The sequence below is a fragment of the Parenemella sanctibonifatiensis genome (assembly GCF_002250565.1).
Taxonomy (GTDB): domain Bacteria; phylum Actinomycetota; class Actinomycetes; order Propionibacteriales; family Propionibacteriaceae; genus Parenemella; species Parenemella sanctibonifatiensis.
In genome coordinates this window covers 249,897-257,607 of sequence record NZ_NMVJ01000010.1, presented here as the reverse complement: position 1 = coordinate 257,607, position 7,711 = coordinate 249,897, and the positions used below count along the sequence as shown (strand labels likewise).

The 7,711-nt window shown below is 65.1% G+C and carries 7 protein-coding genes; 1 reads left to right on the top strand and 6 read right to left on the bottom strand.

Translation table 11 applies throughout. The annotated features are described in order from the left end of the window. Nucleotides 1-123 precede the first annotated feature (123 nt). The 6 genes from CGZ91_RS13005 to CGZ91_RS12980 form a co-directional block, all read right to left on the bottom strand. Nucleotides 124-762, bottom strand: coding sequence for a hypothetical protein (locus CGZ91_RS13005; RefSeq protein ID WP_144276911.1), 639 nt, complete (start codon nucleotides 760-762; stop codon nucleotides 124-126). Between the two features lie 165 nt (nucleotides 763-927). Beyond that, entirely contained in the window at nucleotides 928-2,637 is a 1,710-nt protein-coding gene (locus tag CGZ91_RS13000) for an LGFP repeat-containing protein (RefSeq protein WP_094455770.1), read from the bottom strand. Between the two features lie 2 nt (nucleotides 2,638-2,639). Beyond that, nucleotides 2,640-3,425: a hypothetical protein gene (locus CGZ91_RS12995; protein WP_144276910.1), complete on the bottom strand. Its 786-nt coding sequence runs from the start codon at nucleotides 3,423-3,425 to the stop codon at nucleotides 2,640-2,642. 75 nt (nucleotides 3,426-3,500) lie between these two features. After that, nucleotides 3,501-4,607, bottom strand: a complete 1,107-nt coding sequence (gene dapC, locus CGZ91_RS12990; protein ID WP_094455766.1) for a succinyldiaminopimelate transaminase — start codon at nucleotides 4,605-4,607, stop codon at nucleotides 3,501-3,503. A gap of 11 nt (nucleotides 4,608-4,618) precedes the next feature. Then, nucleotides 4,619-4,936 (bottom strand): ferredoxin, encoded by a 318-nt coding sequence (gene fdxA / locus CGZ91_RS12985; RefSeq protein WP_094451273.1) that lies wholly within the window; start codon nucleotides 4,934-4,936, stop codon nucleotides 4,619-4,621. Between the two features lie 84 nt (nucleotides 4,937-5,020). Continuing rightward, nucleotides 5,021-6,754 carry a VanW family protein gene (locus CGZ91_RS12980; RefSeq protein WP_179229366.1) on the bottom strand — a complete coding sequence of 578 codons (1,734 nt, stop codon included), beginning with the start codon at nucleotides 6,752-6,754 and terminating at the stop codon, nucleotides 5,021-5,023. Nucleotides 6,755-6,894: 140 nt separating this feature from the next. Between CGZ91_RS12980 and zupT the strand changes: the two genes are divergently transcribed. Continuing rightward, complete coding sequence (gene zupT / locus CGZ91_RS12975; protein WP_229116622.1) at nucleotides 6,895-7,686, top strand: zinc transporter ZupT; 792 nt, start codon at nucleotides 6,895-6,897, stop codon at nucleotides 7,684-7,686. Nucleotides 7,687-7,711: the final 25 nt, after the last annotated feature.

Below are 7,711 nucleotides of genomic sequence, written 5' to 3'. Positions count from 1 at the left end.
ACAACCACGACCGCAGGCACTCATCGCTGGGCTATCTCGCACCGGCCGACTACGCTCGGCAGTGCACCCATCAAATGGAAACCGACGACTCGCACAACGTCCGGACCTAACCGTGGGGGCAGGTCACTCGTCCAACAATCCGATGACATCCTCGAACCACTCCCGATGTCGGTCGTCTTCAGGATCGACCGCGACAAGGATCGGGCGGTCGCCAGGACACGCTGACGGATTCGCCTTATTGAATGCACCAGCAACATAGTCCGCATAGAGACCGTAAAGATTACCGAGAGCCGCACCGGCGAATTCGCTCGACCAAGGCGCACCAAACGATCCGTCCGCAGTGAAGGTCCACGCCACTCCCAACCACTTTTCGTGAGATTCAAACGGCCCCGAGGAAGGGTCAACACCCCACACCAACCACACCAAGCTGCTGTGCTCAACGAAACCTGCCACGACCGGGTCAGGCGAAATACTCATGGACCGCTCCGCCTTCAGGCAATGAGACAGCATCGTCTCCGCCCAACTGGCACTGCGATATCCATCCTCCTCGCGATCAATGGGCGGCTCATCCAAGTCCACGAACTTCGCCACGAACTCATGACGACGCGGCTCATCCCGATCCGGCACCCGCTCCCAGGGCGCCCCTAGCAATGGGTCGAGGCGGCCGTCGACCAGCGAGGGCTCGCGATCCAACACCGAACCGCGCACCGGACGCCACGCCCACACCAACTCCGACGACCGATCCCGCACGATCATCACCACCGACTCCCTCGTCGGCCACACCCCGATCAAATCATGAGTACGAAACCACCTCTCCTCAAACCACCGCCCCACCAACGGCGCCACCCACCCCACCGGCGCATCCGGCGGCTCCACCGGACCCGAGTCAGGCTCATACATGAACAGACCTCTCCGCCAACCTGGCGCCTACTGAAATGCCCCGTAGACCGCTCCGGTTGCAGGGTCATAGTGAATGAAGCCATTCTCGAAGTACTGGGTGATGCCACCATTCATGGCCTGCTCGAAGCTGACCGGATACCCGAACGCTCCGGCCTCCGCCCCGTTGGCCTTCCAGTGATCCCGGATCAACCCTTGAACGGTGAACGTGCCGCTCGCGGGGGACCAATAAAGCGCCGCGCGCTCACGGCTCAATTCCTGGCGACAACCACCACGACTCAGTCCGCAAATCTCGTCCGTGGTCGGATACCCCAACACGCCCGGGCCGCCCCGCCCGTCATAAGTCTTGCGGATCTCGCCGCGCATGAAATGAGCACCAGAGCCATTCGACCACACAATCACCCCGCCCTGGAACGCCTGACTGCATCCTCCCCCGGGCAATGAGCATCGCGGCGACGAGGTCGGATAGCCCAACCATCCACGCTCATAGTCCAGAGTCGCCCACTTGGCCCGAATCGGGCCATAGCTCGGCTGCGCGCCAGTCGAGGGACTCCACACGATCCCACCGTTCTGGAAGTTCTGGTAACACCCGCCATCCCGGATCCCACAGATCTCGTCCGACACCGGATATCCCAGCACACTCTGCTCCCACCCCAGGCCCGCGTAGGCATCCAAGATCGAGCCCCGCACGAAGAACGCACCACCTGAATGGCGGTACATCAGCCCGCCCTGGAACCGCTGCGCACACCCGCCGGCCTTCAGGCCACAAAACACATCCGACGTCGGATAACGCAAGAAGCCAGTCTCCCAACCCAACGACCCGTACTTGTCCAAGATCGGACCGTGACTCTCGTAGGCACCCAGCGACGGCGTCCAGTAAATGATCCCCTTCTCGAAACGCTGCGCACCACCCTCGTCACGCAACCCAAAGAACGGATGCTCGATGGGCACACCGAGCGCATCGAGCCTCCCGGTACGATTCCAGGCCTCCACCATCGGCGGCCCCACAATATAGGAGCCACGGCTCGAGTACACAAGATTTCCACGATCACCGCCAGCAGCTTCGCAGTAATTCACATCACACCTGATCACGACGGCGACGGGCTGAGTTCCGCGTGCTCGTGCACCGTCGCATGGCCGAGTGTCGGGGTACAATGAGCCGATGACGTCCTGAGAAAAGACGTTACCGGCGCGCTGTGTTATCAGCTTGAAATCCTTGACATAAGATGCGCCCGTCGGGGTGTAATGCCACTGAATGGTCCCAAACCGACAGAAGCTGTTAGGCTCACCGTCCACCTTGACAGCCTCAAAGTATGAGTACAGCGTCTGAATAATGTCATCGACCAGTGATTCCCACCTATACCTATGGCTCCCTTCAGACAGCATCGAGATTCGGAGCACAATTTGTTCAAATTGTGCGCTATGGGACGCAATGTGCTTAAGTCCGTGGCGCGCCAGTTTCTTCCCCGGCGGATTGACCGTAAAATGCAAGCCACATAGCATCGGGTCCGCCCCACCCAACCCAAAGAAAGCGAGCCACCCGCCCTTGTAATACGTCTGCACCCGCTCCCACTGGTGCTCCAAGGATCCGTCCGCCGTGAGTTGGCAGTGCTTGGCGCGGATCAGGTACGGAACGTCATCGACCGGCGTCTCTTGAGCCACCGCAACCCTGACAGGTTGCGCGAGAACGACGGCACAGGAGACCACCACCGTGATCAAGAACACCAACACTGTTCGCACGGTCAGCTCTCCTTCTCATCCAACAATCCGATGACAACCTCGAACCACTCCCGATGTCCGTCGTCAGCCGGCGCAGCCTCGACAAGGATTGGACGGTCGGCCTCACTCGAGAATTGGCTGCGCTTTCTGCAGATCTCTGCGACAAAGTCCGCGTTGAGACCATAGAGATTGCCCAATGAATAACCCGCATACTCGGTCGACCACGGGGCACCAAAGGATCCATCCGCGATGAATGTCCACGCCACCCCCAGCCACCTCTCGTGAGAATCAAACGGCCCCGAGGAAGGGTCAACACCCCACACCAACCACACCAAGCTGCTGTGCTCAACGAAACCTGCCACGACCGGGTCAGGCGAAATACTCATGGACCGCTCCGCATTCAGGCAATGAGACAACATCGTCTCAGCCCAACTGGCACTGCGATACCCGTCCTCCTCACGCTCAATGGGCGGCTCTTCCAAGTCCACGAACTTGGCCACGAACTCATGCCGCCGCGGCTCGTCCCGATCCGGCACCCACTCCCACGGCGCCCCCAGCGATGGATCGAGGCGGCCGTCGACCAACGTGGGCTCGCGATCCAGCACGGAATCCCGCACCGGACGCCACGCCCACACCAGCTCCGTCGACCGATCCCGCACGATCATCACCACCGACTCCCTCGTCGGCCAGACCCCGATCAAATCATGAGTCCGAAACCACTTCTCCTCAAACCACCGCCCCACCAACGGCGCCACCCACCCCACCGGCGCATCCGGCGGCGCCACCGGACCAGAATCAGGCTCATACATGGCAGAACCCTAGCGCTTCCGGCCCACGTTGCGGGAAACCCTGCCCTGTCGAAGCCTGCGTGTCCCGGCTGCCTCTCAGACGGTGCCCATCAGCCGCCGTGCCGCGGCTTTGATGCGTTCGTCGGTGGCGGTGAGGGCCATGCGTACGTGGGTGTCGTCGCCGTAGAAGTCACCGGGCGCGACCAGGATGCCGAGCTCGGCCAGTTCGGCGAGCAGCTCGCGGCTGCTGCTCCCCCGGGTCAACCACAGGTAGAGCGAGCCCTCGGAGTGGTCGATCGTCAGCCCGGCGCGGGTAACCGCCTCGACCAGCACCTCCCGGCGGCGCAGGTAGCGCTCGCGCTGCTCGGTCACCCCGTCGGCATCGGCCAGACTGGCGGCCATCGCCGCCTGCACCGGCGCGGGGACCATCATCCCCAGGTGCTTGCGCAGCGCCAGCAGGTCGGCCACGACCGCCTCGTCACCGGCCACGAAGCCAGCCCGATAGCCCGCGAGGTTGGAGCGCTTGGACTCCGACATCAGCACCAGCAGGCCCCCGTGGGAGCCTCCGCACACGTCCGGGTGCAGCACCGACACCGGCTCGGCGTCCCAGCCGAACTCGCCGTAACACTCATCGGAAGCCAGGATCGCGCCGGTGCCGCGAGCGACCTCGACCCAGCGCCGCAGTTCCTCGGCGGACAGGATCGCACCGTGCGGATTCGCCGGGGAGTTCAACCAGATCAGACTCGGTGCGGCCGCTCGCGCGACCTCCGGGTCGTCGGTGGCCAGCGGCGTACAGCCGGCCATCACGGCGCCGACCTGATAGGTCGGGTACGCCGCGGCCGGGAACACCACCGTGTCGCCGGCGCCCAGCCCCAGCTGGGCGGGCAGCGCGGCGACCAGTTCCTTGGTGCCGATCACCGGCAGTACGCCGGTCTCGGTGAGGCCCGCCACACCCCAGCGGCCGGCGAGATAGTCGATGATCGCCTGCCGCAGCTGCGGGGTCCCCCACACCGTGGGGTAGCCGTGACTGTCGGCGGCCGCAGTCAGCGCGGCGCGGGCGGATGCGGGAGTCGGGTCAACCGGCGTACCGACCGAAAGGTCAACGATGCCGTCGGGATGCGCTGCGGCCCGGGCGCGGGCGTCAGCGATGGTGTCCCAAGGGAAATCGGGCAGTTGCAGGTGCGGGGACCTGCGGGGAGCCATGAGGTGGCCCCTCACTCACCCTGGGGCGGGAGGGCTGCCACGGTCGGGTGGTCCTTGTCCATCGGGCCCACCAGCGAGGCGCCGCCGGGCTCCTCGCCGTCGAAGAACTCGTCGTTGATGGCGAGGTAGGGCTCGTCGGACTCGGGCAGGTCGTCCTCGTGGTAGATCGCCTCGACGGGGCAAACCGGCTCGCACGCACCACAGTCGACGCATTCGGTCGGATGGATGTAGAGCATCCGGTTGCCCTCATAGATGCAATCAACCGGACACACGTCCACGCAGGCGAGGTCCTTCACGTCGACACATGCTTGGGCAATCACATAGGTCACAGGAGTCTCCAGAAGTTCGCAGGTTGCAGGGCTCAGGCTATCAGGCAGCGCCCGGAAAACCCGGGTGCGGACCGCGCTGTGACCTCAGTCACAGATGACGCGGTCGGTCGGGTCGTAGCGCCAGGAGAAGTCCTCGCGGCGTACGTCCACACCGTTCTTGCGGAAGACTCGGTAGTAGGTCGCCAGGAAGCCCGGGCTCATCGACTGCGCCGAGCACTCGGGAGAGTCGTCGTGGACGGTACGCCCGTCGCGGAAGTCGCTCTTGGTGGGCTCGGGTGAATAGATCTCGTCCCAGGTCTTGGTCGACCACACCCGCACCGTCATCGAGCCCTGCTTGCCCGGGCTGGACGGATTGACGAAGGCCTGCATCACGATGCCGTAGTCGGTGTTGTTGCGGAAGCGCATGTCCTTGGAGCCGTAGTAGATCGTCGACTCGCGCCCAGCCGGGTAGCGGGGGAAGTAGAGGCTGTGCGGGTGATGCTCGACATCCTCCAGCCCGGCGAAGAAGGCTGCGTTGAAGGTGGTCGTGGAGGCCTGCGAGATGCCGCCGGCGGTCTCCTTGCGCATCTTGCCGCCCTGGATCACCCAACCGTCGACATAGCCACGCTCGTTGGTGCGCGGGCCGAGGGTGTCGTTGAGGCTGAAGATCTCGCCGGGCTTGACCATCGTGTTGTTGATCGCGCGGGACGCAACGGTGAGGTTGGTGTTGCGATAGTCGGCGTGCGGGAAGTAGGTGGTGAACTCGCCGATGACTTCCTTGATGCCGAGCTTCTCGGCATCCTCGGTGGTGAACTCTGCCGGCATCACGACAGCCTCGACCTGCACCTCACGCTCGGCGCTGGTGAGCGCCGGCATCACGGCTTCGAGGAAGTTCTCCTTCTTGACTCCCAGACCGTCCTTGCTGGGAATGACCACCGGGCGGCCGTTCTGCAGCTCGACCCGGGCGTCGGTGCCGCGGTCCATCTTCAGCTTGTCGATCTGCGGCTGCACCAGCGTCCAGAGCTTCTCCTGATCGACGGTGTGGGTGATGGCGTCCTCGCCCGGAGTGATGGTGATCGACTCGGCGATCTGGGCCGGGCTCACCTCGACGGTCTGGTCGCCGACCTTGACCACCACCGGGCCGGAGATCGCCGGCTCGCCCCACTCGGCGGCCGCGGCCTCGACGTCCGCATCGGTGATCGCGGGATCGGTCAGCTCGACGGCCGGCTCGACCCGGTCCTGATCGGGGTAGGCCTCCTCCAGCTTGGTGGCCAGATCCTCGGCGTCGACCGAGCGAGCCTGCACTCCGGGCGTACGCTCCAGCTTCACCGAGTCCTCCTCGATGACGTACGCCAGGCCGGCGTTGCTGGCGGGACGCTCGAAATCGGCGGCGATCAGGTCGGCGGTGCCGCGCAACTGCTCGGCGTCTCGGGTGTAGACCGGCTTCAGGTCGCCACCGCCGGTGAGCACCTGCCAGATGTGCATCGGGTTCCAGGAGCGACCGGCGCCGGCCTGGTCGACCGTGGCCTCGTAGTCGATGCCCAGCCCGGTCTCGGCCGGCATCACCTGCACCTCTTCGCCGTCCACGACGACGGTGACGGGTTGGTTGCTCTGCTCGGCCAGTTCGGTCTCGAGGGTGGTGACGGCCTCCTCCGGGGTCATCCCACCGATCGGCACCCCAGCCACGCTCGCGTTACGAGGGGTCTGGTCGCCGGCCATGAAGTATCCGGCCACGTAGCCGCCACCGATCACCACGAGAACACCCAGCACCACCGCGACGGCGATGGTGCGCCGGCGAGAGCTCGTGGTCGTGGCGCTCTTCTTGGCGGAGTTGCTCACAATGGTTCCGTCCTGGTCACTCAGCGGCTTGACGGCTCGACGTTCCTGAGCCGCCCGCGATCTTACGTCATGGATCCGAGATTGGCCGATCTCAGCGAGCATCCTCACCACATCGTGACCTGAGGGGCACAATGGCGCCCGTGCCCCTGTTGTCTCCGGTCCTGCTCGCCCTGGCCCTCACCACCGTGGCCGGGCTGGCAACAGTGGTCGGCGGCCTGTTGGTGCTGGGACGGCGTACGCCGGGACCGCGCACGCTGGCCTTCGGATTGGCCTTCGCGGCGGGGGCGATGGTCTTCATCTCGCTGGTGGAGATCCTGCCCAGCGCAGCGGAACACTTCACCGACAGCGCCCTCGGCGGCGGGGATCTGCGCTGGGCCACGGTGTGGGCGACAGCGGCCTTCCTGCTGGGGACGCTGCTGTTTCTGGCGCTGGATCGGCCCACCGGTGGCCTCACTCGCGGTCCCACGTCGGACGAGGCCTCCCTGAGACGAGTCGGCGTGTTGACCGCGATCGCGATCACTGCCCACAACTTCCCCGAAGGCATGGCCACCTTCTTCACGACCTTGGAGGGCCCGGAGCTCGGTGTACCGATGGCCGCCGCGATCGCGATCCACAACATCCCCGAGGGCATTGCGGTGGCGTTGCCGGTGTTGGCGGCCAGCGGCAGCCGGCGTACCGCGGTCTTGGTCGCGCTCGGGTCAGGACTCGCCGAACCGGTCGGCGCCCTGCTCGGCTATGCGGTGCTGGCGCCATTCCTGTCGCCGGCGGTGTTTGGGGCAGTTTTCGGCGGGATTGCCGGCGCGATGGTCTTCCTGGCGCTGGTGGAGCTGCTCCCGGTGGCGTACCGGCACAGTGAGGGCCGGGAAGCCGGCGCGGGCCTCATCACTGGCATGGCCGTGCTCGCGGCCAGCCTGGTGCTGCTGCAGTGGTGAGACGTGCTGCTGCAGTGGTGAGCAG